Below are 25353 nucleotides of genomic sequence, written 5' to 3' on the forward strand. Positions count from 1 at the left end.
GAGTCATAAATCTTAAAATTGGCAGTAGATAACCAACGTCAGGCGATGCTTACCTTGCCAATAGGTGTGGAACAACACAAGCAGTATTACAACTTAGTCTCAGTACAGCAGACGGGTACGCAGCGTTCCGGGAACCTGCGTCAATGCCTCTTTTAATGCCAGAGCCTGCGTCTGACTGGCACCGATATCAATGACCACATAGCCCAACGTGGCATCGGTACGCAGGAACTGACCATCAATATTGACGTTGTGACGCGAGAACAGCTCGTTGATATGCGACAGCACCCCGGGCACATTACGGTGGATATGCAGCAAACGCATACTCCCCACGTGCTCCGGCAAACTGACTTCAGGGAAATTCACCGCCGATAGCGTGCTGCCGTTATCGCTATAACGGATCAATTTGGCTGCCACCTCAATCCCAATATTGTCCTGCGCTTCTAGCGTGCTGCCCCCAATATGTGGCGTCAAAATCACATTGTCGTGCCTGCTCAATGGCGAGATGAACGGATCACTATTGCCCTTGGGTTCGCTTGGGAATACATCCACTGCCGCCCCGCCCAGATGCCCCGACACCAGAGCCGCATCCAGCGCGTCAATCTCCACAACCGTACCGCGCGATGCATTAATCAAATGCGCCCCCGGTTTCATTCGTGCCAATTCTGCATGACCAAGCATATTCTTGGTCGCTGCCGTTTCCGGTACATGCAGCGTCACTACGTCGGCAATGCCGAGCAACTCATCCAAGCTTGCCGCTGGACGCGCATTGCCCAAAGAGAGCTTGGATTCAATATCGTAGAAAATCACCTGCATCCCCATCGCCTCCGCCAGCACACTGACTTGCGTACCGATGTGACCGTATCCCACGATGCCCAACACCTTACCGCGTGCTTCATGACTATTGATGGCAGATTTGGACCAGCCCCCACGATGGCATTCGGCATTTTTCTGCGGGATCCTGCGTAGCAACAAAATTGCTTCCGCAATGATCAGCTCAGCCACACTACGCGTATTGGAATATGGCGCGTTGAACACGGGGATCCCGCTCAATTCCGCCGTATCCAAGTCCACCTGATTCGTCCCGATGCAGAAACAACCTATGGCCATCAGACGTTTGGCATGCCCTAGCACCGCTGCATTCAATTGAGTGCGCGAGCGAATACCGATGATGTGCGCTTCCGCAATCTCTGCTTGCAGAGCCTCTTCCGGCAGCGATGTCGTATGGATCTTGATCTGCGAGTAACCCGCCGCACGGAACGTTTCGATCCCGCTGTGACTGACCCCTTCTAGCAGCAAAATTCGGATGTCTTGTTTGGGAAAAGAAGTTTTCGTCGGTGGCATAACCGGATCAATGAGAGTGAAATGAAACCGCGACTATGCCAGATGAATCTTTCTGTTTGTGCAGATTGCGCGGAACCACTCCTGTCAGCGTGACAAACCCATTCCGCTACCATGCTGCACGGGTGCCCCTACCAGTACCTCTAGCAGCCTGCGCCCTCCTCATCTATTGTTCTGCGCTTATTGTGTTGCCCCTGTGATCTGATGAATGACTCCCGCCTCACATCCTTGCATCAAACCCTTCCAACGTTGCGTCTCAAGACCGAACCTGCCGACTTACAGCACTATGGCCGCGACTGGACCCGGCGCTTCACACCGGCACCCTTAGCAATCGCACTTCCTGCCACTGTCCAAGAAGTCCAGGCCATTGTGCGTTGGGCCAATGATGCCCACATTGCGATCGTCCCTTCCGGCGGGCGCACCGGCCTATCCGGCGGTGCCATGGCCACCAATGGCGAACTGGTGCTCAGTCTGGAGCGGATGAACAAAATGCTCCAGTTCGACCCCATGGATCGAACCATGACCGTGCAAGCAGGCATGCCATTAGAAGCCGTCCAAGCCGTCGCCCGCCAACACGGCCTCCTGTATCCCGTCGACTTTGCTGCCCGAGGCTCATGCTCCATTGGCGGCACCATTGCGACCAATGCAGGAGGAATCCGCGTTGTCCGTTACGGCAACACCCGCGAATGGATCGCTGGCCTCAACGTAGTGACTGGAACTGGCGAACTCCTCGAGTTGAATCATGCCCTGATCAAAAACTCCAGCGGCTATGACTTTCGACATCTGATGATTGGTTCCGAAGGCACATTGGGCATTGTCGTCGAAGCCACCTTGCGTCTGACCGACCCACCGCCACCGACCAAAGTCATGCTGCTGGCATTGCCCACCTTTGACGTCTTGATGCAAGTATTTGCCGCCTTTCGCGCACAACTACAGATTGAAGCCTTCGAATTTTTTACGCAGCGCGCACTGCCCCATGTTCTAGCCCACGGCGCCCAAGCACCGTTTGAACATCCCTATCCGTACTACGTCGTCACCGAATTCCCCTGCGCCGACGCAGCCCAAGAAACCACCGCACTCACTGTCTTTGAAACCTGCATGGAGCAGGGCTGGGTCTTGGATGGTGTCATCAGCCAGAGCGACGCACAGGCGGCCCAACTATGGCGACTGCGTGAGAGCATCACCGAAAGCATTGCCCCATATACCCCGTATAAAAACGATATTGCCGTGCGCATTGCTGCCATGCCCGCATTTCTAGAACAAGCACAAACATTACTGAGCCAAGCCTACCCAGAATTTGAAGTCCTCTGGTTCGGCCATATCGGTGACGGCAACCTACACATTAACGTCCTCAAACCGCACACAGTGCCCCAGACTGACTTCATCCACACCTGCGAACACGTCACCGCACTGCTTGCTGACCTCCTACAACGTTTCCGCGGCAGCATCTCCGCAGAACATGGCATTGGCCTGATAAAAAAGCCCTACCTTCACAGCACCCGCAGCCCTGCTGAAATTGCATTAATGCGTCAACTAAAACGCGCATTCGACCCAAAATGGATATTGAACCCAGGGAAAGTATTTGACCCCTAAACAGCCCATCCAACACGCCTTGTCCATTGTGCCAAACAACCCAGATCTCCCAATGGGGCGCACCTGACATCCTCACGGCTGCTATGTGACTCAGACCCTATGGCGAACCTTCCCGATTGCACCTCAAAACCCCTGATAGAAACGCGTTGCACCATCCCGACTACTGCCATCACGATGCAGATGTACTGCCAACTGTCGTGTTGAATCTTGTGGCGAATTGAAGCTGCCCCGCGTCCCCGCTGCATACAGAGCAGATCACATTGCTATTGCCTCAGCGTCTATCTTCTGACTGCTAATTCAGCTCGCCCGCCCACCAAACGCCCCAGTCGTCGTATTGACCAAAATACGTTCCCCAGTCGTTATGTACTCCGGCACCATCACCTCAATCCCAGTGATGAGCTTGGCCGGTTTGGGTCGTTTCGTCGCCGTCCCCCCCTTCAACTCCGGAGGCGTATCGACCACCTCCAAAACCACATGTTGCGGCAACTGCAACGCCACCGGCGACGCATCAATCAGCTGCACATAACACCCAGATAGCCCCTCACTGATATACCCAGCGTTATCCCCGATGGCCTCCGCATCCAACGTATACAACGTGTAATCCTCCTCATCCAGAAAGACAAACGCCTCACCGTCCTTGTACGAAAAACTGGCCTCACGACGCAGCAACTCCACCGCAGTCAACATCTCATCGGCATCAAAACTCGCCTCCAACTTACTACCGCCCGGCACGCTATACATCACAAAGCGGAACCGCACATTGCCGCCCCGTCCCTGCGGAGAACTACGCTGAATGTCCCTGATTTGATACGTCCCATTGCTGTACTCAACAATGCTGCCCTTTTTCATCTCACTGGCTTTCATCACATCAAACCCCTGTCGTGGATGCCTCGCATACCCATAGATCGCCCCCTACAACCCCCTGACAACATCACCCACACCCCCTCATTGCTTCACCTTAGTCTTTTGCATCATGTGCAGAATCTTTTCCTGCTCCTGCAACATCCCCTGACATCCCTTGATGGCAGCCACCGATGCCTCCTCCTTGCCCTGTTCCGCTAACGCATTCAGATGCGCTAACCCGGCTTCCCGCTTCGGGCCTGTAAGCGATTTCCAATGCCTATTACTGGCTGTGTTCCCCGTAGCCACATAATGCTGTGAAGCCAACACCCACATTGCCGCCGTTTCCGCCTCATCTGCCTTCCTATGGAACTGCTCCACATTGGAAGACTTCCCAGCCACCTTTTCTATATTCCCCATCCAGTCCCACACACCAGCACAGTGCGCAAGCAGCATCGCAGACTGCTCCGCCTGACTTTCACTCATACCTACAGCCGCAGGCGGCTCCTTGACTTGCCCAGCGGCCAACGCAACGGCTAAAACGATTGCACTCATCAAAGACCCCTTACTCAGTCGATTACCAATCTATTGTCTGCTTGATGGGGCAGCCAACGCTACCGCATTCCACATCACCGCCAGCAACACCCATCCCCTCTCAACAACGGCGTACCCCATCAATCCGTATCCAACCATCCTCCTCCTCACAACCCAACACATCCAACCACACCGCATAACAGCGCAACACCTCCTCCTCCTCCCCCCGCAAAATCCCTGACAGCGCCAACCGTCCCCCCGGCGCAACATACCCCGCCAACCGCTCTGCCAACGCCACCAACGTTGACGCCAAAATATTGGCCACCACCACCGGATACCTGCGTACCGGCGCCTCCGCAGGCAAATACACCTCCAACCGCTCCGCCACCCTATTACGCAGCGCATTCTCCCGACTTGCCAACAACGCCTGCGGATCATTGTCCACACCCACCGCATAAACCGCCCCCAACTTCAGAGCGGCCAGCGCCAAAATGCCCGAACCACACCCAAAATCGAGCACATCCCCCCCCCCTAACACCCCATCCCCTCCCAGCCGATCCAGCCAACGCAGACACAACCCCGTTGTTGGATGCGTCCCCGAACCAAACGCCAACCCCGGATCCAACCGCACCACCGCCGCATCCATCCCCGACGCCTCCACAGGCACCGCCTGATTCCACGGCACAATGAACGTACGCTCCCCAAAACGCATCGCTTGAAACTGATCCATCCACACCCGCTCCCAATCCTCATCCACCACCACACGGAAACGGACTCCCCCCCAATCCAACCCTGGCTCCGCACCCTCCAGCCCAGCCAACAACCCCAACGCATCCGTTTCCACCGGAAACAACGCACTCAACACCACAACATCCCACAACACCGTTTCCCCCACCCCCGGCTCAAACACCCCCCGCTCCCGAACCGTATCCGCATCGGCATCCAACAACGTCACTGCCAACGCACCGAAACTCTCCAAGACCTCCTCATAGCGCGCCTGACTCCTCTCCTGACACTGCACACTGACCTCTAAAAACGCCATAACCACATCCCCTTTAAACCGTCCATTGTTCCACCTGTCACCACCCACCCCCAACACCCCACCACAGCCAAAACTCCCCTCAACCTCCCATCAGCCCACCTCCCCATGTAACACTGCCCCCGAACATCCCCATTCCCCCGCACCATGCAAGCCCCCATCACAGCCTCTTGAGACATCACCGCAACAACCATCACCCATGGCCACATCGCATACCGACAGCACCCCCGCACCATCTCAACCACGACCACAGCCGCCCCCAACGTGATACCGCAGCCCCCTCATTCCTGCCCCTTCCCCCTGCCGATCCCGGACATCTCACACATTTCTTCTCTGACAACAGCATCACTCAAATCCCCCATACGAAGATGATGAGGAGTGCACATGAGATGCCTTGATGAATCACTCACCTCACACCCTGTCGCGGTGATTTATTTAGATACACCGATGTCGCGTCCCCAAAGAGCGATACCTGTGGCAATATTAATTAGAGAAAATAATCGTATTTTATTCAAATTATTTTTATTTTTTAAATTAAAACAAGGAGATTTTATGTTAACGCAAGAACAAATAGATATTATTCGTGAGGGTCCAGACTATTTCTTGGAAAGTATTTGGTTTCGTATAGGACAGCTGTATGGCCTTTCACCTGGGCAAATAGATCATGATTCATTTGAAGAAAGGAAAAATGATTTATTCTTTTTACTTGGAAAATTACTTGATGAAGGACAGATCAAAATTGGTAACCATAAAGGGAACTTTATCTCTGGGCCTACCCCGGCACTGGTGGAGATGTTCAGAAGTTCTTTTCCTGATTCAGATGAAAAAGCGCAAGCGATTTGGTTTATTACAGAGTGTCCTGGTGGAATAGTATGGGTGTTAAAAGGACAAGGCGAAAAAGGTCAAGATGTTTACAAGTGGTGGCTTTTTAAGGATGAAAAATAGATTATTGTATGTATAAAGATAAAAGTGACACAGTATGTGAATTTTCAGGAGAAAGTGATGAGTGATACTGCCAAAGTTATTGAATCACAAGAATTAACTGATCAGCAAATCAAAGACTATGCACGGCAATTAGCAGGGAATACCCCTTTAAAAGAAATTAGACCAGGTATTTATGTGTCTAAACAAGAAGGTAAAGCCATCTTACAATTGAGGTCAGTGTTTTCTTCACAAGAGTTGAGTGAATGGAGATGGGTGATTACCTTCCTAAATTTCCCGGATCTTATGGCTGAAGTTTCCAATAGAAAAGCGATCGAACTAATATTTAGGTGATAATATGCTGACCCAAGAACAAATAGATTTTATTTATGAGGATTTAATCCATGCCTTCGATTTCCTTTGGTTTAATGTAGGAGATGCGCATGGAATATATGCTGCCCAAACAGATAAAGAGTCATTTGCAGAAAGAAAAAATGATTTCCTTTTTCTACTAGGTAAATTACTGGATGAAGGCAAACTCAAACTTGCTAAAAAGGGCAAATTTCTCAGCGGCACCACCACCGAATTAGTGGAAATGTTTAGAAAATCATTCCCTGATTCGGATGAAGCAGTTGATCTGGGAGGAGCAGGCATTTGGTTCTTTACAGACGAGTGCCCCGCTGGAGCGGTGTGGGTCTTTAAACAGGAGGGGGAAAATGAGCAGGAAGAAAATAATGAAGATCATTACCTATGGACGTGACGTATTTTCATGCCTGAGATGCCTGAGATGATGCCTTATTAACCTCATACCTTGTTCAGGTGATTTATTTACATACAAAACCCATCTGCAACCCACAAAACATCAACGCTGGCTTTGATATTGGCCAAAGAGCTTTATCAATAACCCCATCCACACCAGTGCCACAGACACCACCCAGGCACTACAGACCTTGGCCACAGAACACACCTCACACCGGCACCCAGCGCCCCCCTGATGACAGCCTTGCAACCGTGCCAGCAGCGCTTTGACAGGGCAGGGGGCAGGGCAACGCATTCCTATCTCTGCCACAGATTGCTTGCCCTGCCTAACCCCATCCCCCCCGATTCTGCCCGTCTTTCAGATTTTTCTGACATCCACATCCGGCAAATTCCTCCCTTTCGTCTTCACCTTCTTCCCCTGTCGCCCCTGATAAAATGTGACAAAAATCACCAATTAACACAGCATCCCCCCACACCAAACGATTCGGGATGCCCCTTACCCAAAGGAAACCTCATGAACAAGGACCTCTACCGCCTCATCTACAACCGTGCCCTGCGTCTGTGGCAAGTGGCCTCAGAACGAACCACCGCACCCGGCGGTACCCCAGGTCCTTCCCCGACAGCGCAACGGCCAGCCCGTGCCTGCCTCCATCCCATCCCCTTTGCCCTCTGGCTCAGCCTTGGCTGGGTGAGTATCACCGGCATGGCCACCGCCCAAGTGGTGGCTGACCCCCACGCCCCCGGCCAACAACGCCCCACCATTCTCACCGCCCCCAACGGCGCCCCCCTGATCAACATCCAGACCCCCAGCCCAGCGGGCGTCTCCCGCAACACCTACCAACAATTTGACATCACCCCACAAGGCGCCATCCTCAACAACGCCCGCACCCCGACCCAGACCCACCTGGCGGGCACCGTCCAAGGCAACCCCTGGCTGGCCGCCGGCACCGCCAAAATCATCCTCAACGAAGTCAACAGCCCCACCTCCACCCAACTGCACGGCACGATGGAAGTGGCTGGCGCCCGCGCCCAACTCATCATTGCCAACCCCTCCGGCATCACCTGCAACGGCTGCGGCGTCATCAACGCCCACCAACTTACCCTCACCACCGGCACCCCCATCTTCAACGCCCGTGGCGCCCTAGACCACTACCGCGTCCAAGGCGGCGCCATCCAGATTGACGGCCTAGGCCTAGACAGCCACAGCACCGACTACACCGCCCTCATTGCCCGCACCGTCCAACTCAACGCTGGCCTCTGGGCCCACACCCTGCAGACCACCACCGGCCCCGCCACCGTCGCCCTGGACGGACACCCCACCGCCTCCCTGCCTGCCCCCCCAGGCGACCGCCCCACCGTGGCCCTGGACGTCTCCGCCCTGGGCGGCATGTATGCCGGCAAAATCACCCTGATTGGCACCGAACACGGCCTGGGCGTCCGCAACGCCGGCCAACTCAGCGCCACCAGCGCCCCCCTCACCGTCACCGTGGATGGTCTTCTGGAGAACACCGGCCGCCTTCAATCCGCCACCGACACCCAACTCAACGCCACCGCACAAGTCACCAACAGCGGCCTCATCAGCGCCGCCCAGACCCTGACCCTGCACACCCCCACCACCATTGACAACCGCAGCGGCACCCTCAACGCCGCCCGCCTGGACATCACCGGCACCCGCCTGGATAACCGCGGCGGCCACATCCAACAAACCGGCCTCCAACCCCTCACCCTCCAGACCCAACACCTGGACAACCAGGACCAGGGCCGCCTTGGCGTCCTAGACACCCCAGCGCCCGCCACCCCGGCCACCCCGACAGTCACGGCCCCGATTAGCAACGCCCCTCCCACCGTCACCGCCCCCCCGGCCACCGACCCCACCACCTCCCCCGTTGCCCCCACCGTCCCCCACCTGGCCCATGGCACCCTTACCCTCACACAGACCATTGACAACCGCGGCGGCCACATCACCGCCGGCGGCCCCATCGACGCCATCCTCACCGACCTAGACAACCGCGACGGCACCGCCGCCCTCAACCGCCTCACCCTCCAAGGCCAACGCCTGGATAACCAACACGGCATCCTCACCCTCGCCACCGATGCCACCATTCACACCCACACCCTCAACAACACCGCCGGCCAACTTCACGCCAACGGCACCCTGGACCTCACCGCCGACACCTTCAGCAACCAAAACGGCCAACTCCTCACCACCGGCCCCCAGAACGCCACCCTCACCATTGCCGACCTCCTGGACAACCAACACGGCATCATTGCTAGCGCCGCGAACCTCCTGACCCTAAAGACCGACCACCTCAACAACGCTGCTGGCCAACTCCACGCCAACGGCGCCCTGGACCTCACCGCCCAACGTTTCAGCAACCAAAACGGCCAACTCCTCCACACCGGCTCCCAGAACGCCACCCTCACCATTGCCAACCTCCTGGACAACCAACACGGCCTAGTAGCCAGCGCGGCTAACGCCCTGACCCTGCACACCGGCCACCTCAACAACGACGCCGGTCAATTCCAGACTAACGGCGCTCTTGACCTGACCGCCCAACGTTTCAGCAACCAACACGGCCAATTCCTGCACAACAGCCCGCAAAGCGCCCACCTGCGGATTGATGGCCAGCTGGACAACCAACAAGGCGTACTCGCCAGCAACGCCGCCGAACTGACACTAGAGACTGGCCAATTCAACAACGACAGCGGCACCCTCCAACAGAGCGGGCAGGGCACCCTGCACATTGACGCCGCCACCCTGACCGGCCACGGCGGCACCCTGACCAGCCAAGGCGCCCTCACCCTCACCGGCACCCACACCGACCTCAGCCACGCCACCACCACCGCCCAACACATCACCATCCACACCGACGACCTCACTACCGCCGGCGGCCACCTCACCGCCTACGGAGAACACACCCTCCAACTGAATGCCCGTACCCGCATCGACAACACCGCCGGCACCATTGCCACCAACGGCAGCCTAGACCTGCACACCGCCGCCCTGGATAACACCGGCGGCACCCTCCACAGCACCGCCACCGGCCCCAACCGCCTAGACATCACCCACACCCTCACCAACACCGCCGGCCACCTCCTCCTTAACGGCCCCACCACCCTCACCACCGGCACCTGGACCAACACGGGCGGCCAACTCCAGATCACCGGCCCGGCCACCCTCCACGCCACCACCCTAGACAACCGCGGCGGCATCCTCCACACCGCCACCGGCCCCCTGGACCTGCGCGTCACCGGCACCATTAACAACCAAGACAACGGCATCCTCTCCAGCACCGCCGCCCTCACCCTCACCGCCGCCAGCCTCCACAACCAACACGGCACCCTGGATGCCGCCGGCCCCGCCCACCTCACCCTTACCGGCCTACTGGATAACACCGCCGGCCTCCTCCAAACCGCCCACACCCTCTGGCTCACCAGCGCCGGCCTCACCAACCGCAGCGGCACCCTCACCGCCGCCGCCCTCACCCTAGACACCCAAGCCCACACCCTGGACAACACCAGCGGCCGCCTCGGCACCACCACCGGCAACCTCACCCTTCACACCGGCCTACTGGACAACACCGCCGGCCTCCTCCAAACCGCCGCCACCCTCACCATCGACACCGGCGCCGCCCCCCTGACCAACCGCGACGGCGGCACCCTCCTGGCTGCTGACACCCTGGACCTACACACCACCACCCTGGACAACCGCGGCGGCACCATCGACTCCCAGACCGCCACCCACCTGCACACCACCACCATTGACAACACCACCGCCGGACACATCAGCAGCAACGGCACCCTCCAGATTGACGGCACCACCCTCACCAACACCGGCGGCCGCCTCCACAGCGGCGGCGACACCCGCCTCCACCTCCAAGACACCCTGAACAACCACGACGGCCGCATCACCGCCGCCGGCACCCTGGACATCACCACCACCACCCTGGACAACCACAGCACCCCCCTTACCGCGCCCCCGGCCACCCAGACCCGCGCCCCCACCGGCGCCCCAGACAACGGCCTCTACGCCACCCACATCCAAATCGCCAGCACCACCCTGGACAACACCGCCGGCACCCTCAGCGCCGCTCAAAACCTCACCCTCACCCTGAGCGACACCCTCACCAACACCGCCGGCCACCTCAGCGCCGGCGCCACCCTGGACCTCACTGCAGACCACCTGAGCAACCACACCGGCACCCTCCTCAGCGGCGCCAGCCAAACCCTGCACCTCCACCGCCTCACCGGCGACGGCCGCCTCCATGCCGGCAACGCCCTCACCCTGACCCTCCAAGACAGCCTCGACACCGCCGGCACCCTCAGCGCCACCGGCCTGCTCACCCTCACCACCGCTGGCGACCTCACCAACCGCGGCCTCATCCAAGCCGCCGACCTCACCGCCCAGGCCCGTGACATCACCACCACCGCCACCGGCCAACTCCTGACCACCGGCCACACCCACCTCACCGCCACCGGCACCCTGAACAACAGCGGCCACCTCCAAGCTGCCGACCTCACCGCCCAGGCCCATGACATCACCACCACCGCCACCGGCCAACTCCTGACCACCGGCCACACCCACCTCACCGCCACCGGCACCCTGAACAACAGCGGCCACCTCCAAGCCGCCGACCTCACCGCCCAAGCCAACACCATCACCAACACCGGCACCTTCCTGGCTACGAGCCACGCCACCCTCACCGCCACCGACACCCTGACCAACAGCGGCTTGCTCCAAGCCGCCGACCTCACCGCCCAAGCCAACACCATTACCAACACCGCCACCGGACGGCTCCTGACCACCGCCCACACCCAGCTCACCGCCACCGACACCCTCACCAACAGCGGCCTTGTCCACGCCGGTGACCTGACCGTCCACGCCCGTGACATCACCAACACCGCCACCGGCCAACTTATCGCCAGCAACCTCGCCCAACTCACCGCCACCGCCACCCTCACCAACCGCGGCCTCATCGACGCCTTCACCACCCACCTCAGCGCCCCCACCATTGACAACCTCGGCACCGGCCGCCTCTACGGCGACCACATTGCCCTCCAAGCCCACACCCTCACCAACCGCGATGAAACCAGCGACGGCCACACCCACACCGCCACCATCGCCGCCCGCCAACGCCTAGACATTGGCGCGGACACCCTGCGTAACACCGCTAACGCCATGATTCTCAGTGATGGAGATGCCGCCATCGGCGCCACCCTGGACAACACCCTCCACGCCACCGGCATCGCCACCCTCATCGACAACCGCAGCGCCACCATCGACATCACCGGCACCCTGAACATCACCACCACCACCCTCAACAACATCCGCGAAAACGTCCACATCGCCCACGCCCCCGACGTCGTGACCGAAGCCCGCATGTACCAACCCCACTGGCGCAAAAACAAACCCAACGGCGGCTCAGGCGACTTCCGACTGAGCAGCAACTACGACGCCCACGAAATCTACTACCTCAACCCCGCCGACATCCTCGAAGACACCCCCTACATCACCCCCGATGGCCAAAAGATCCACCGCGCCATCGTCCGCCTCACCCCCCAGACCAGCGCCTACTTCTATGCCCGTGGTGGCCTGCATGCCAGCCAGGCTGAACGCCGCCGCCTGGACCTCACCGCCCGCACCGGCGACAGCGTCGTCCTGTACTACACCGACCGTCAGGACAAACAGCCCAACCCCGACCACGTCGCCGCCGCCGCAACCAATGACAGCGCCTTCATCGGCCTGGACGCCGCCCAGCAAAACGAACGCTTAAAAATCGTCCCCATCACCTACGCCCCCGGCGATGACCGCCTCACCTACGACCCCACCTACGGCACCTGCACTGACGACTGCGTCCGCCTCGTCACCTGGCACGACTACACCGACCCAGACCACACCCTCATTGACATGCGCCGCGGCCCCAACGATGTCGACGACAACGAGCGCGAACGTCATGCCACCAGAACCACCCAACAAGAAATCCTCAACCCCGATGCCGGCGCCCCAGCCCTCATCCAGTCTGGCGGCACCATGCGTATTGACGTCGGCTACCTCTACAACCACTACGCCGACCTGCTGGCCGGCGGCGACCAAACCATCGTTGGCCTGCCCCCCATCCGACCAAAGAAACAGCAGATGACGAACACAAGTACAACAGAGCCCTGCTGATCGACAACCGCGCCCTCCAACTCTCCCGTACCGACAGATTCCAAAACATCAGCACCACCTACCGTGGCAAAGACTCCGCACCATGGAGCAATGAATCCCGGACCACCCCCACCACACAGATTGGCGGCCGCATCACCAGCGGCGGCCACCAACACATTGCCGCCCAAACATTCAACAACGTCACCGACTCCACCCACGCCCCTGAGCCCATCCAACATGTCACCTACAACCCCAGCACCCAAACCCTGACCATTGCTGACGGCCACATCACCGTCACCGACCCCCCCCAGCCTCCACACCGTCTCCCTTGCCGACAACGGCTTCAGCCACGGCCAAGAACTCACCTACATCCCTGAAAAGAGCATCACCACCCCCAACGCCCCCATCCGCGACCCCGCCGCCCCCCCCGCCGTCACCGTCACCCCCACCGGCCCCCTCACCCTGCCCAACAACAGCCTCTTCACCATTCACCCCGACACCGCCACCCTCATCACCACCGACCCCCGCTTTACCCTCGGCCGCCCCTACACCAGCGCCGACAGCCAACTCCACGCCCTGGGCGACCACGACACCCTCCACAAACGCCTCGGCGACGGCTACTACGAACAACGCCTCATCCGCGAACAAATCGCCCAACTCACCGGCCGCCGCCGCCTGGACGGCTACACCGACGACGACCACCAATACCGCGCCCTCCTGGACGCCGGCCTCACCGTCGCCAAACAGCACCAACTGCGCCCCGGCATTGCCCTCAGTGCCGACCAAATGGCCCAACTCACCAGCGACATCGTCTGGCTCGTCCAACAAGACGTCCACCTGCCCGACGGCACCACCACCGTCGCCCTCGTCCCCCGCCTCTACCTGCGCCCCCGCACCGGCGACCTCACCCCAGACGGCGCCCTCCTGGCGGCCGCCAGCACCACCATCAACGCCCACACCCTCACCAACACCGGCACCATTGACGCCCGCGACCTCATCAACATCAACACCCACATCATGGACCAACAAGGCGGCCGCCTTACCGCCGACGCCATCAACATCCACACCACCGGCGACTTCACCAACCTGGGCGGACAATTCACCGCCGGCGACTTCCTCAAAGTCCATGCCCAAGGCAACTTCCTTGCTAGCAGCACCCTCCGCGACGCCACCACCCAAGGCACCCGCCACCACAGCGTGACAGAACTGGACCAACAGGCCGGCTTCACCGTCACCGGCCCCGGCGCCTACCTTGGCTTGAGCACCGACCAAGCCATGACCCAACAAGCCGTTGCCATCAGCAACACCGGCCTTGACGGCTACACCTCCCTCAAAGCCACCGGCCGCCTACACCTAGGCACCCTCAACACCCACCGCAGCGACACCACCCAGTGGGACCCCCGCAACAGCCGCCACACCCGCATCGATACCGAACACGGCACCAGCATCCGCAGCGCCGGCGACATCCAACTCAACAGCGGCCAAGACATCAACCTGCGTGCCGTCACCCTCCACAGCACCCAAGGCACTGTCAGCGCCCTGGCCACCGGCAACGTCACCATTACGCACGGGGACACCCTCCAATACACCAGCCAAGATAACCACAGCAAACGCAGCGGCCTCCTCAACAGCCGCACCACCACCACCCACGCCGACCAACAACAGACCCAGGCCATGAGCAGCACCCTCAGCGGCACTAAAGTCCTCGTCAAAGGCAACAACATCACCGTCACCGGCAGCCACCTCCTTTCCGATGCCGGCACCTACATGCAGGCCAAAGGCGACCTCACCCTCCAAGCCGCCACCAACACCACCCAATCCACCTACTCAGAACACACCAAACAACGCGGCCTCATCCGCAACGGCGGCGCCTCCCTCACCCTGGGCAACCAAAGCCAGCGCACCGACAGCACCACCACAGCCACCACCACCACCGGCTCCCTCATCGGCGCCACCAACGGCAATGTGACCCTGCTGGCGGGCGGCCACTACCAACAGATCGGCAGCGACGTCCTGTCCCCTAACGGCGACATCGACATCCACGCCAAAAAAGTCGACATCATCCAAGCCCACCACACCAGCCACACCACCCAACACACCGCCACCCGCCAAAGCGGCCTCACCGTCGGCCTCAGCAACCCCCTGATTGCCGGTGCCCAGACCGCCCAGCAAATGCAACACGCCGCCGCTCGCAGCGGCGACCCCCGTCTCCACGCCCTGGCCGGCCTCACCACCGCCCTGGGCGCCAAAAACACCATTGATGCCGTGCGCCAAGACCCCGCGCCCTGGGCGGCCTCAACGCCTCCCTCACCCTTGGCCGCAGCACACACGACAGCACCACCACCACCACCACCACCACCGCCGCAGGCTCCAACGTCAACGCCGGCGGTAACGTCCGCATCAGCGCCACCGGTGACGGCGAAGCCTCCACCCTCACCATCCAAGGCAGCCACGTCCGCGGCGACAACATGACTTACCTCAAAGCCGATGGCGACATCGCCCTACTGGCCGCCGCCAACACCACCACCAGCGACCGTCAAAGCCGCGGCCGCAGCGCAGGTGTCGGCGTGGCCGTGAACCTAGGCTCCAGCGGCACCAGTGCCGGCCTCACCGCCCACGCCAGCACCTCCACAGGCAGCGGCCAGTCTACCGACCTCACCTGGACCAACAGCCACGTCGGAGGCGGCAACCTACTGACCATTGAAGCCGGCGGCGACCTCCTCATGAAAGGCGCCATTGGCACCGCCAAACACGTCATTGCCGACATTGCTGGCAACCTCACCATCCAAAGCCTCCAAGACACCCACCACTACCGCAGCAAAGACCGCAGCCTTGGCGGCAGCCTCACCGTCGGCGCAGGCGTCAGCGGCAGCGCCAACCTCAACAACCAAACCATCCGCAGCGACTACGCCAGCGTCACCGAACAAAGCGGCCTGTTTACTGGCGATGGCGGCTATGACATCACCGTTGGCGGCCAGACCCACCTTATCGGCGGCGCCATCACCTCCAACAGCACCGCCATCCACAACGGCCTGAACACCCTGGACACCGGCACCCTGATCCTGCAAGACATTGAAAACCGCGCCACCTACACCGCCACCCAAGTCAACCTGGGCGGCGGCTACAGCCGCAACGGCGGCACCGTCGGCACCGACCAACAAGGCCACGCCGCCACCGCCACCCAGGTTCCTGGCACCACCTTACCCACCCACAACGGCCTCAGCGCTGCCCCTCCTGGCGCCATGACCGCCAGCGACAGCAGCCACAGCACCACCTACAGCGGCATCAGCCAAGGCGCCCTCACCATCCGCGACCCCGCCGCCCAACACGCCCTCACCGGCCACACCGCCGCCCAGACCATCGCCGGCCTCAACCGCGACATCCTCACCGACACCGCCACCAGCAACGCCCTCACCCCCATCTTTGACGAACAACGCATCAACGCCGGCTTTGACATCGTCACCGCCCTACAACGGGAAACCGGCACCTTCATCAACAACCGTGCCGCAGAAGCCGATCTCAAAACCCGCCAAGCCACCGCCGCAGACCAAGCCGCACGCGACCCCACCAACGGATTCAATGACCAACAGCGGCAAACATTACGTGACCAAGCCATCACCCTCACCAACGAAGCCCAGGCCATCAAAGACGCCTGGGGACCGGGCGGCACCTACCGCCAAATCACCACCGCCTTAGCCGCCGGTGCCAGCGGCAACGTCAGCGCTGCCAGCAGCGACCTTGCCAAACACATGATCGTCAACTACGTCCAACAACAAGGCGCCACCGCCATTGGCCACTGGGTGGCCACCGGCCAACTGACCGAAGGCAGCCCCCTACACGCCGCCCTCCATGCCCTGCTGGCCTGCGCCGGTGCTGCGGCCAGCCAACAACGCTGCAGCAGTGGCGCCCAAGGCGCCGCCGCCTCCAGCGTCCTCACGGGATTATTTAGCGACCCCCGCCCCGAAGACACCGCCCAAGACCGCGAAGCCAAACGCAACCTCATTACCTCCATCGTCACCGGCATCGCCAGCACCACGCACACCGATGCGGCCACCGCCACCCATGCCGCCATCGCTGCCGTGGATAACAATTGGTTGGCCACCCAGCAAAAACTGCAAATGGAAAACGAACTCAAGGCCGCTAAGCAGAAGGGCTTCTGGGCAGAGGAGGCAGTGAAAGCCAAATGGGATGCCATTTCTGCAAAACAAGACATATTAACGACCTCTACACTCCTGCTGGGCTTAGCCGAGTCAGCCAAGAGCGACCTCAACGGACTGGTGGAATTGGTCCTGCATCCCATTGATACCGTTAACGGCCTGAAGGCACTGATTACCGACCCCGCAGTCCGTCAGCAATTAGGCGAGCGCTTCGTTCAGGAACTCAATGAGCGGGTGGATCGCATCGAAGCCAACACGATCTTTGGAGGCGATCTTGATGCCCTGGAATACGGCCGAGGTCTGGGCACCGTGGTCTGGGATGTGGGTGCCCTGTTAGTTGGAGTGGGCGGCGTCGCCAAAGGAGGAGAGCTCCTCGGCAAGGCAGGCATCAAAGTTAGTGAAGATGTCTTGGAGCGGATGGCGGCCAGGAACCTTGAAAAACTGGTGGTGGAAGCTAAACAAAGATATGTTGACCTCAAAGGGGTGCTTGGTAAGCGTAATTTAAATCCCTTGGTCGTTGAAGGTATACAGCTAGAAGCTATACCGACCCGTAATAAAGCGGGTAATGTGAAATTATTTGCATCAGAAATGCTAACCGATCAGCAAATCAGAAACTATGCACAGAAATTAGCGCCTGGTGCCCCTTTAAAGGAGGTGAGTTCAGGAGTTTATAGGGCTGATGTAAGTGATGGAACTATTGTGCATTTGAGGTCGGTTTCTTCTTCAAGTAATGAAACTAAGGCGAGATGGACAATTGAGATAAGAGATAATCCGTCTTTAAGAGAGTTTACAAAAGAAAAAAAAGTTGAAATTAAATTCAGGTGATAGGTGATTTTATGTTAACGCAAGAGCAAATAGATAATATTTATGAGGATTTAGAGCATCCTTTGCATTTTCTTTGGTTTGATATAGGAGATGCGCATGGAGTTTCTGCCGCGCAAGAGGATCCGGCCTCATTTGAAGAAAGAAAGAAAGATTTCTTATTTTTAATAGGGAAATTACTGGATGAAGGCAAGTTCAAGCTTGGCGATAGGAAGAACGAAATTATTATAGAGGGCACCACTGCGGAACTGGTGGAGATGTTTAGAAAATGTTTTCCTGCTTCGGATGAAGAGCTAATGAAAGGAACTTGGTTAGTGACAGAAGAGTGTCCATTTATAGCAGTCTGGGTGCATAAAGGAGAAGGAGAAAATGGTGAGGATTATTACGAGTGGGCTGATTGATAATGTGTTGACCTCACTCCCTGCTGCAGTTGTTTATTTAGATTACACGGGTGCCGTGCCCTTAAGGGGCGGCATCTGCATCGGTATTACTACCACATAGCAACGCATTCGCATTAAATAAACTACCCTAGATAAGCGTCACCCAAATAATCAATTTATTATTTCAGGGAAGCAGCTGGAACCCTTACCGTATGACCCTAACGTTCCAGGAGGAAGTAATAAAAGTGGGACGACCAAGGTATTTCCATCAGAAGTGTTAACCGATAAAGAAATCAGACAGTATGCGGAGACATGGGTACAAGGTGCGCCTTTTAAGAGAATGAGTGAAGGGGTTTATAGAGCTGATGCGAGTGATGGCACGATTGTGCATTTAAGGTCTGTTTCGTCTTCAAGTAATGTGACTAAAGCAAGGTGGACGATTGATATAGAAAATAATCCTAAGTTGAGAGAAGTGACAAAAGAAAAGGTTGAATTTAAATTTAGGTGATAGGTGATTAAATGTTAACGCAAGAGCAAATAGATGTTATTTATGAAACTTTAGAGTGTCCTTTCCATTTTCTTTGGGGTTATATGGTTGAGGTGCGTGGAGTTACTGCCGCTCAAGTGGATCCTGAGTCATTTGAAGAAAGAAAGAAAGATTTTCTATTTTTAATAGGTAAATTACTGGATGAGGGGCGGCTTAAGCTTGGTAATAGAAAGGGCGAATTTATCAATGGCACCACTGAGGAGTTAGTGGAAATGTTCAGAAGCTCTTTTCCTGCTTCGGATGAAGAGCTAATGAAAGGAACTTGGTTAGTGACAGAAGAGTGTCCATTTATAGCAGTCTGGGTGCATAAAGGAGAAGGAGAAAATGGTGAGGATTATTACGAGTGGGCTGATTGATAATGCGTTGACCTCACTCCCTGCTGCGGTTGTTTATTTAAATTACGTGGGTGCCGTGCCTTTAAGGGGCGGCATCTGTGTCGGTATTACTACAAATTTATAGATTCCAATTGACCTGTATTAATAATCATTAATTGACTGAGAAAATAAAGAGATCGAATGAATTTCATATATCCAAGAAATAAAGTGTTCATTAAGCTATTTATTCTTGCTGTATTCTGCAGCGGCCATTTATACGCACAAGATGCAACCTCAGATTTGGAAAAAGATAAACAAAATGCCATTTCGCAGGCCCTCGATAATCTTATGGATATATATTTAAAAATTCAAAAAGATGCACTTTCTGCAGTTGCTGTAAAAAGAAGTTGCTCTAAAATTTATCCTCAGCTAAAGGAAAAATTTGAGGCTAATATTGTTTCTGGAAAAGGTGGATTCGAGCAAAAGATCAGAGAGGAAATGAAAAAGCTTGAGGCGAGTAAAGATCCCTATGTACTTGGTCAAATTGATGGTGCTTCAATGATGCTTTTTAATGAAAATATTATGAAATCAGAGTGCAAATCGTTTGCCGGAATGTAAAGAATGAATTTTTAATACATCAAAGGATTGTGGTGAGGCCTCAATGGGCCGGCCTCACCACCGCCCTGGGCGCCAAAAACACCATTGATGCCGTGCGCCAAGACCCCCGCGCCCTGGGCGGCCTCAACGCCTCCCTCACCCTTGGCCGCAGCACACACGACAGCACCACCACCACCACCACCACCACCGCCGCAGGCTCCAACGTCAACGCCGGCGGTAACGTCCGCATCAGCGCCACCGGTGACGGCGAAGCCTCCACCCTCACCATCCAAGGCAGCCACGTCCGCGGCGACAACATGACTTACCTCAAAGCCGATGGCGACATCGCCCTACTGGCCGCCGCCAACACCACCACCAGCGACCGTCAAAGCCGCGGCCGCAGCGCAGGTGTCGGCGTGGCCGTGAACCTAGGCTCCAGCGGCACCAGTGCCGGCCTCACCGCCCACGCCAGCACCTCCACAGGCAGCGGCCAGTCTACCGACCTCACCTGGACCAACAGCCACGTCGGAGGCGGCAACCTACTGACCATTGAAGCCGGCGGCGACCTCCTCATGAAAGGCGCCATTGGCACCGCCAAACACGTCATTGCCGACATTGCTGGCAACCTCACCATCCAAAGCCTCCAAGACACCCACCACTACCGCAGCAAAGACCGCAGCCTTGGCGGCAGCCTCACCGTCGGCGCAGGCGTCAGCGGCAGCGCCAACCTCAACAACCAAACCATCCGCAGCGACTACGCCAGCGTCACCGAACAAAGCGGCCTGTTTACTGGCGATGGCGGCTATGACATCACCGTTGGCGGCCAGACCCACCTTATCGGCGGCGCCATCACCTCCAACAGCACCGCCATCCACAACGGCCTGAACACCCTGGACACCGGCACCCTGATCCTGCAAGACATTGAAAACCGCGCCACCTACACCGCCACCCAAGTCAACCTGGGCGGCGGCTACAGCCGCAACGGCGGCACCGTCGGCACCGACCAACAAGGCCACGCCGCCACCGCCACCCAGGTTCCTGGCACCACCTTACCCACCCACAACGGCCTCAGCGCTGCCCCTCCTGGCGCCATGACCGCCAGCGACAGCAGCCACAGCACCACCTACAGCGGCATCAGCCAAGGCGCCCTCACCATCCGCGACCCCGCCGCCCAACACGCCCTCACCGGCCACACCGCCGCCCAGACCATCGCCGGCCTCAACCGCGACATCCTCACCGACACCGCCACCAGCAACGCCCTCACCCCCATCTTTGACGAACAACGCATCAACGCCGGCTTTGACATCGTCACCGCCCTACAACGGGAAACCGGCACCTTCATCAACAACCGTGCCGCAGAAGCCGATCTCAAAACCCGCCAAGCCACCGCCGCAGACCAAGCCGCACGCGACCCCACCAACGGATTCAATGACCAACAGCGGCAAACATTACGTGACCAAGCCATCACCCTCACCAACGAAGCCCAGGCCATCAAAGACGCCTGGGGACCGGGCGGCACCTACCGCCAAATCACCACCGCCTTAGCCGCCGGTGCCAGCGGCAACGTCAGCGCTGCCAGCAGCGACCTTGCCAAACACATGATCGTCAACTACGTCCAACAACAAGGCGCCACCGCCATTGGCCACTGGGTGGCCACCGGCCAACTGACCGAAGGCAGCCCCCTACACGCCGCCCTCCATGCCCTGCTGGCCTGCGCCGGTGCTGCGGCCAGCCAACAACGCTGCAGCAGTGGCGCCCAAGGCGCCGCCGCCTCCAGCGTCCTCACGGGATTATTTAGCGACCCCCGCCCCGAAGACACCGCCCAAGACCGCGAAGCCAAACGCAACCTCATTACCTCCATCGTCACCGGCATCGCCAGCACCACCCACACGGATGCGGCCACCGCCACCCATGCCGCCATCGCTGCCGTGGATAACAACTGGTTGGCGGCCAAACAATACGTTCAAATGGTAAGCGAGGAGCTTGAGGCCGCTACGGAGAAAGACAAAGGCCGCTTGGAAGAGGAGAAAGTAAGAGCGAAGTGGCGTGAGATCAGTGCCCGCCAAGATAAACTCACTGCTGATGGACTCTTAAAAGGCTTAAAGGAGTCAGGCATCAGCAATATCAACGGGCTGGAGCACTTGATCCTGCATCCGGTGGATGTCTTTCATGAGTTGGAGAAAATCCTTACCCACCCCAAATTACTGGTGCAATTAGGTGAGAGCGCCTTTCAAGAACTGCTTAACAAGGTTTCTCGCATGTCGGAAGCTCTCATTGTTGGAGGCGATCAACATGCTAAGCAGTTTGGTGAAGATCTCGGCTCAGTGATCGCGGATGTAGGCTTTGCATTGGCTGCGGCCGGCACCGTCAAAGCGGGAGAGATCCTCGCCGAAGCAGGCATCAATCTCAGTAAAGATGTCTTGGAGGGGATGGCGGCCAGGAACCTTGAAAAACTGGTGGTGCAGTATGAAAAGTACGTGGATAACGCCGTCAGTTTAATAGATAAGCGTCACCCAAATAATAAATTTATTATTTCAGGGAAGCAGCTGGAACCCTTACCGTATGACCCTAAAGTTAAAGGGGGCAGTAATAAAGCGGGCAATGTGAAAGTATTTCCATCAGAAGTGTTAACCGATAAAGAAATCAGACAGTATGCGGAGACTTGGGCACAAGGTGCGCCTTTTAAAGAAATGATTCCAGGTGTTTATGTAGCTGATGCGAGCGATGGAACCAAGGTGACATTGAGGTCGGTTTCGTCTTCAAGTAATGCGACTAAAGCAAGATGGACGATTGATATAGAAAATAATCCTAAGTTGAGAGAAGTGACAAAAGAAACTATTGAACTTAAATTTAGGTGATAGGTGATTTTATGTTAACGCAAGAGCAGATAGATGAGATTTGTGAGATGTTAGGTGGGCCTTTGAGTTTTCTTTGGGGTTATATAGGAGATGCGCATGGAATTACTGGTATACATGTGGATCCGGCCTCATTTGAAGAAAGAAAGAAAGATTTCCTATTTTTAATAGGTAAATTACTGGATGAAGGACGACTCAAACTTGCAAAACATGACGAATTTATGACAGGCACGACTGAGGAACAAGTGGAGATGTTCAGAAAATCTTTTCCTGCTTCGGATGAAGCAATGCTGCGGGGAGCTTGGTTTTTTGCAGATGAATGTCCTGCCGGAGCGGTATGGGTATTTAAAGGAGAAGGAGAAAATGGTGAAGATTATTACGAGTGGACATGAGGTGTGTTGATGCCTTGCATGATGCCTCATTCATTTTATTCCCTGTTGCAATGATTTATTTAAATCTACAGATGCCGTGCCCCTCATGAGGTGGCATCTGCATCGGTATTACTGCAAATCTATTTAAATCTATTACCACCAATCATCATATTTTATTCAAACGTAGTTGCATTAAATAAACGCCGTTTGATTAGCGATATTCAAATAAAAGTGGAACCTGCCGCTTAAAGTCGGCTTTGACATCGTCGCCGCCCTGACCCTGGCCGCCGGCCAACAAGTGACCGGCCCGGCCACCCAAATGCTGCAAAACGCCGCAGTCAACTACATCCAAAGCCTGGGCGCCCGCGAAATCAAAGACCTTGCCGACACCCTGGGCAGCGACACCGCCCGCAGCGCCCTGCAAGGTCTCCTGGGTTGTGCCGGTGCCGCCGCCCAAGGCCAGGCTTGTGGTGCTGGCGCGGTAGGTGGTGCCGCCGCCGTTGTCATCAACAGCCTCCTGGACCGCGCCAACGGTGCTGAAGCGGCCAGCCTCAGCGCTGAAGAAAAACAACACCGTACCGACCTAGTCACCAGCCTGGTGGCCGGCATCACCACCGCCGCCGGAGGCGATGCCGCCGTCAGCAGCGCCGCCGCCCGCCTGGAAACCGAAAACAACGCCGCCTTTATCCCAGTGATTCTTGGCGCCGTCTGGCTGGCCGATAAAGGCATCACCGCCTATCAAGCTTGGCAAGACATCAAAGCGATTCGTTCCGGAGAAAAACCCCTAGAACAAGTGGCCCTAGAAAGAGGGCAGGACTACGTCACCTCCATAGTGATTGGCAACCTCGCTAAATACGGCCTTAAAGCGGCAATGATCGGCGGCCGCTGGATTTCTGGCACCGCAAAAGAGATTGCCAATGCAGAAAAAGAAGCGCTTAGGCAAATAAGAAATAACCCCAAAGGCCCTGATTTAACCCAAAAACCGCCTGGTCAAATCATCGCGCTGCAGCGGCAAAAGCGCCTGGATGATGTGAAAAGCGTGATTGGCAGGCGTAGTCAAAAGGATACATTGGTCGTGGGAGGGATTGAGGTCAAAGCTGTACCCTATGACCGCAACGTTCCAGGGGGAAGTAATAAAAGTGGTACAACCAAGGTATTTGACTCGCAGGCGTTAACCGATGCGCAGATCAAGGACTATGCACAGCAATTAACTGGAGGTGTGCCTTTAAAGGAGGTAAAGCCAGGGGTTTATATGGCTAAATTGAGTGATGGAACCAGCGTGCGTTTGAGGTCTGCTTCTTCTTCAAATGAAGTGACTAAAGCGAGATGGACGATTGATATACAAAATAATCCCTCTTTGAGGGAGATGACAAAAGAAACTGTTGAACTTAAATTTAGGTAATGCCATGTTAACGAAAGAGCAGATAGATGAGATTTATGAGGATTTAGGGCGTCCTTTTCATATTATGTGGTCTAAAATAAATCGGGCGCATGGACTTTTTCATGATCAAGTCGATCCAGACTCATTTGAAGAAAGAAAAAATGATTTTCTTTTTTTAATAGGGAAATTACTAGATGAGGGCAAGCTCAAGCTTGGCGACAGAAAGACCGAGCTGATTATGGAGGGTACCACTGCGGAATTAGTGGAGAAGTTCAGAAGCTGTTTTCCTGTTTCGGATGAAGAGATGCTGGAAGGGCTTTGGTTAGTGACGGAAGACTGTCCATTTGTAGCGGCATGGTTATTTGATGGAGAATTGGAAAGTGGTGAGGATTATTACGGGTGGACTTATTGATAATGCCTCACTAACCTCACTCCCTGTTGCGATGATCTATTTAAATACACAACAGATGCTGTGCCCGTAATGGGCCGGCATTCGCGTTGGTATTTCCGTAAATCTTTTTATTAAAAAAACATCCTCTTTTATTCAAACGCAGTTGCATTAAATAAACTCCGCCGCAGACCAAGCCGCACGCGACCCCACCAACGGATTCAATGACCAACAGCGGCAAACATTACGTGACCAAGCCATCACCCTCACCAACGAAGCCCAGGCCATCAAAGACGCCTGGGGACCGGGCGGCACCTACCGCCAAATCACCACCGCCTTAGCCGCCGGTGCCAGCGGCAACGTCAGCGC

The 25353-nt window shown here is 57.0% G+C and carries 19 protein-coding genes and 2 pseudogenes; 16 read left to right on the forward strand and 5 right to left on the reverse strand.

Annotated elements, in window-relative coordinates; translation table 11 throughout:
• Nucleotides 1-99: 99 nt before the first annotated feature.
• Nucleotides 100-1341 (reverse strand): phosphoglycerate dehydrogenase, encoded by a 1242-nt coding sequence (gene serA, locus F7G16_RS05835; RefSeq protein ID WP_004088326.1) that lies wholly within the window; start codon nt 1339-1341, stop codon nt 100-102.
• Nucleotides 1342-1542: 201 nt separating this feature from the next.
• Between serA and F7G16_RS05840 the strand changes: the two genes are divergently transcribed.
• Nucleotides 1543-2931 (forward strand): FAD-binding oxidoreductase, encoded by a 1389-nt coding sequence (locus tag F7G16_RS05840; protein WP_004088327.1) that lies wholly within the window; start codon nt 1543-1545, stop codon nt 2929-2931.
• 297 nt (nt 2932-3228) lie between these two features.
• Here the strand turns inward: F7G16_RS05840 and yeiP are convergent, their stop codons facing one another.
• From yeiP to prmA, 3 genes are all read right to left on the reverse strand, one after another.
• Complete coding sequence (gene yeiP / locus F7G16_RS05845; RefSeq protein ID WP_004088328.1) at nt 3229-3795, reverse strand: elongation factor P-like protein YeiP; 567 nt, start codon at nt 3793-3795, stop codon at nt 3229-3231.
• A gap of 81 nt (nt 3796-3876) precedes the next feature.
• The gene (locus tag F7G16_RS05850; RefSeq protein WP_004088329.1) at nt 3877-4326 is read right to left on the reverse strand and encodes a hypothetical protein; all 450 of its coding nucleotides are present in this window, start codon (nt 4324-4326) and stop codon (nt 3877-3879) included.
• A gap of 100 nt (nt 4327-4426) precedes the next feature.
• Nucleotides 4427-5347, reverse strand: a complete 921-nt coding sequence (gene prmA, locus F7G16_RS05855; protein ID WP_004088330.1) for a 50S ribosomal protein L11 methyltransferase — start codon at nt 5345-5347, stop codon at nt 4427-4429.
• Nucleotides 5348-5728: 381 nt separating this feature from the next.
• Between prmA and F7G16_RS05860 the strand changes: the two genes are divergently transcribed.
• The 15 genes and pseudogenes from F7G16_RS05860 to F7G16_RS05920 all read left to right on the forward strand — a co-directional run bounded on the left by F7G16_RS05860 (nt 5729) and on the right by F7G16_RS05920 (nt 25008).
• Nucleotides 5729-6289 (forward strand): DUF596 domain-containing protein, encoded by a 561-nt coding sequence (locus F7G16_RS05860; protein ID WP_012382654.1) that lies wholly within the window; start codon nt 5729-5731, stop codon nt 6287-6289.
• Between the two features lie 57 nt (nt 6290-6346).
• Nucleotides 6347-6619 (forward strand): hemagglutinin, encoded by a 273-nt coding sequence (locus F7G16_RS05865; RefSeq protein ID WP_014607345.1) that lies wholly within the window; start codon nt 6347-6349, stop codon nt 6617-6619.
• Nucleotides 6620-6623: 4 nt separating this feature from the next.
• A complete protein-coding gene (locus tag F7G16_RS05870) occupies nt 6624-7025 on the forward strand; it encodes a DUF596 domain-containing protein (protein ID WP_004088333.1) in 402 nt (133 codons plus the stop codon).
• A 513-nt stretch (nt 7026-7538) separates the two neighbouring features.
• The gene (locus F7G16_RS12550) at nt 7539-13193 is read left to right on the forward strand and encodes a two-partner secretion domain-containing protein (protein ID WP_425527298.1); all 5655 of its coding nucleotides are present in this window, start codon (nt 7539-7541) and stop codon (nt 13191-13193) included.
• Between the two features lie 1653 nt (nt 13194-14846).
• Nucleotides 14847-15296: pseudogene (locus F7G16_RS12725) on the forward strand (hemagglutinin repeat-containing protein); the annotation flags it as partial.
• 161 nt (nt 15297-15457) lie between these two features.
• Complete coding sequence (locus F7G16_RS12730) at nt 15458-18154, forward strand: hemagglutinin repeat-containing protein (RefSeq protein ID WP_425527306.1); 2697 nt, start codon at nt 15458-15460, stop codon at nt 18152-18154.
• Nucleotides 18155-18165: 11 nt separating this feature from the next.
• Nucleotides 18166-18552 (forward strand): DUF596 domain-containing protein, encoded by a 387-nt coding sequence (locus F7G16_RS05885; RefSeq protein WP_004087822.1) that lies wholly within the window; start codon nt 18166-18168, stop codon nt 18550-18552.
• A gap of 253 nt (nt 18553-18805) precedes the next feature.
• Nucleotides 18806-19039 carry a hypothetical protein gene (locus tag F7G16_RS05890; RefSeq protein WP_012382652.1) on the forward strand — a complete coding sequence of 78 codons (234 nt, stop codon included), beginning with the start codon at nt 18806-18808 and terminating at the stop codon, nt 19037-19039.
• An 11-nt stretch (nt 19040-19050) separates the two neighbouring features.
• Nucleotides 19051-19434: a DUF596 domain-containing protein gene (locus tag F7G16_RS05895; RefSeq protein ID WP_004087821.1), complete on the forward strand. Its 384-nt coding sequence runs from the start codon at nt 19051-19053 to the stop codon at nt 19432-19434.
• A 186-nt stretch (nt 19435-19620) separates the two neighbouring features.
• The gene (locus tag F7G16_RS05900) at nt 19621-20010 is read left to right on the forward strand and encodes a hypothetical protein (RefSeq protein ID WP_228446143.1); all 390 of its coding nucleotides are present in this window, start codon (nt 19621-19623) and stop codon (nt 20008-20010) included.
• A 92-nt stretch (nt 20011-20102) separates the two neighbouring features.
• A pseudogene (locus F7G16_RS12735) lies at nt 20103-20603 on the forward strand (hemagglutinin repeat-containing protein); the annotation flags it as partial.
• 984 nt (nt 20604-21587) lie between these two features.
• On the forward strand, nt 21588-22847 hold the full coding sequence (locus tag F7G16_RS12740; RefSeq protein WP_425510558.1) for a hemagglutinin: 1260 nt from the start codon (nt 21588-21590) through the stop codon (nt 22845-22847).
• An 11-nt stretch (nt 22848-22858) separates the two neighbouring features.
• A complete protein-coding gene (locus F7G16_RS05910; RefSeq protein WP_004087856.1) occupies nt 22859-23236 on the forward strand; it encodes a DUF596 domain-containing protein in 378 nt (125 codons plus the stop codon).
• Nucleotides 23237-23534: 298 nt separating this feature from the next.
• On the forward strand, nt 23535-24617 hold the full coding sequence (locus F7G16_RS05915; protein WP_140161860.1) for a DUF769 domain-containing protein: 1083 nt from the start codon (nt 23535-23537) through the stop codon (nt 24615-24617).
• Nucleotides 24618-24621: 4 nt separating this feature from the next.
• The gene (locus F7G16_RS05920) at nt 24622-25008 is read left to right on the forward strand and encodes a DUF596 domain-containing protein (RefSeq protein WP_004090753.1); all 387 of its coding nucleotides are present in this window, start codon (nt 24622-24624) and stop codon (nt 25006-25008) included.
• A 147-nt stretch (nt 25009-25155) separates the two neighbouring features.
• Here F7G16_RS05920 and F7G16_RS05925 read toward each other — a convergent pair whose 3' ends face one another.
• On the reverse strand, nt 25156-25299 hold the full coding sequence (locus tag F7G16_RS05925; RefSeq protein ID WP_155115088.1) for a hypothetical protein: 144 nt from the start codon (nt 25297-25299) through the stop codon (nt 25156-25158).
• Nucleotides 25300-25353 lie beyond the last annotated feature (54 nt).

Origin of the sequence: Xylella fastidiosa, from assembly GCF_011801475.1 — a bacterium.
GTDB lineage: Bacteria > Pseudomonadota > Gammaproteobacteria > Xanthomonadales > Xanthomonadaceae > Xylella > Xylella fastidiosa.